This is a genomic window from Kitasatospora sp. NPDC002227 (assembly GCF_040296285.1).
GTDB lineage: Bacteria > Actinomycetota > Actinomycetes > Streptomycetales > Streptomycetaceae > Kitasatospora.
This window is the reverse complement of the sequence record NZ_JBEOWY010000128.1, coordinates 1-1402: the sequence shown is the minus strand read 5'-3', so window position 1 is coordinate 1402 and position 1402 is coordinate 1. Positions and strand designations below refer to the sequence as shown.

The window sequence follows — 1402 nt, the reverse complement described above, 5'->3', positions numbered from 1 at the left end:
TGGAGCGGCAGTGCGGGACCTGAAGCAGTTGGTGAAGGCGTACGACGTGCGTGGTGTGGTGCCGGACCAGTGGGACGAGGGGTTGTCGCGGGCGTTCGGTGCGGCGTTCGTCCGGGTGGTGGGTGCTTCGGCGGTCGTGGTCGGGCATGACATGCGTCCGTCGTCGCCGTCGCTGTCGCGGGCGTTCGCGGAGGGTGCGGCGGCTTCGGGTGCGGACGTGGTCGAGATCGGCCTGTGCTCGACGGACCAGCTGTACTACGCGTCGGGGTCGATGGACCTGCCGGGTGCGATGTTCACCGCCTCGCACAATCCGGCGCAGTACAACGGCATCAAGCTGTGCCGTGCGGGTGCGGCGCCGGTCGGCCAGGACACCGGGCTGACGGAGATCCGTGAGCTGGTGGAGTCCTGGACGGGTGAGGACGGCACGGTCACGGTTCCGGCGCTGGACGTGAAGCCGGGTGCGCTGTCGCAGGCGGACACGCTGCGCGGCTACGCCGACCACCTCCTCGGCCTGGTGGACCTCTCCTCGATCCGGCCGCTGAAGGTCGTGGTCGACGCGGGCAACGGCATGGGCGGCCACACCGTGCCGACCGTCTTCGACGGCCTGCCGCTCGATCTGGACGCGCTGTACTTCGAGCTGGACGGCACGTTCCCCAACCACGAGGCGAACCCGCTGGACCCGGCGAACCTGGTCGACCTCCAGGCGCGGGTGCGCGAGGTCGGCGCCGACCTGGGCCTGGCGTTCGACGGGGACGCGGACCGCTGCTTCGTCGTGGACGAGCGCGGCGAGCCGGTCTCCCCCTCCGCCGTGACCGCCCTGGTCGCCGCCCGCGAGATCGCCCGCGCCAGGGCGGCGGGCGAGACGGAGCCGACCGTCATCCACAACCTGATCACCTCCTGGACCGTCCCCGAGGTCGTCCGCGAGCTCGGCGCCAACCCCGTGCGCACCCGCGTCGGCCACTCCTTCATCAAGCAGGAGATGGCCGCCACCGACGCCGTCTTCGGCGGCGAACACTCCGCGCACTACTACTTCCGCGACTTCTGGCGCGCCGACACCGGCATGCTCGCCGCCCTCCACGTCCTGGCCGCCCTCGGCCACCAGGCGGGCACCCTGTCCGCCCTGACCGCCGAGTACGACCGCTACGCCGCCTCCGGCGAGATCAACTCCACCGTCGCCGACCAGCAGGCCAAGGTCACCGAGATCCGCACCGCCTACCAGGACCGCGACGACGTCACCATCGACACCCTCGACGGCCTCACCGTCGCCGGCCCCGACTGGTGGTTCAACCTCCGCGCCTCCAACACCGAACCCCTGCTGCGCCTGAACGTCGAGGCCAAGGACCCGGCCGTGATGGCGGACCTGCGCGACACCGTCCTCGGACTCGTCCGCGCCTGACCCCGA

General features: G+C 71.5%; 1 protein-coding gene. It reads left to right on the top strand.

The window, feature by feature from the left end; all coding sequences use genetic code 11:
• Positions 1-10: 10 nt before the first annotated feature.
• Positions 11-1396, top strand: a complete 1386-nt coding sequence (locus tag ABT095_RS38770) for a phosphomannomutase/phosphoglucomutase (RefSeq protein ID WP_350534340.1) — start codon at positions 11-13, stop codon at positions 1394-1396.
• Positions 1397-1402: the final 6 nt, after the last annotated feature.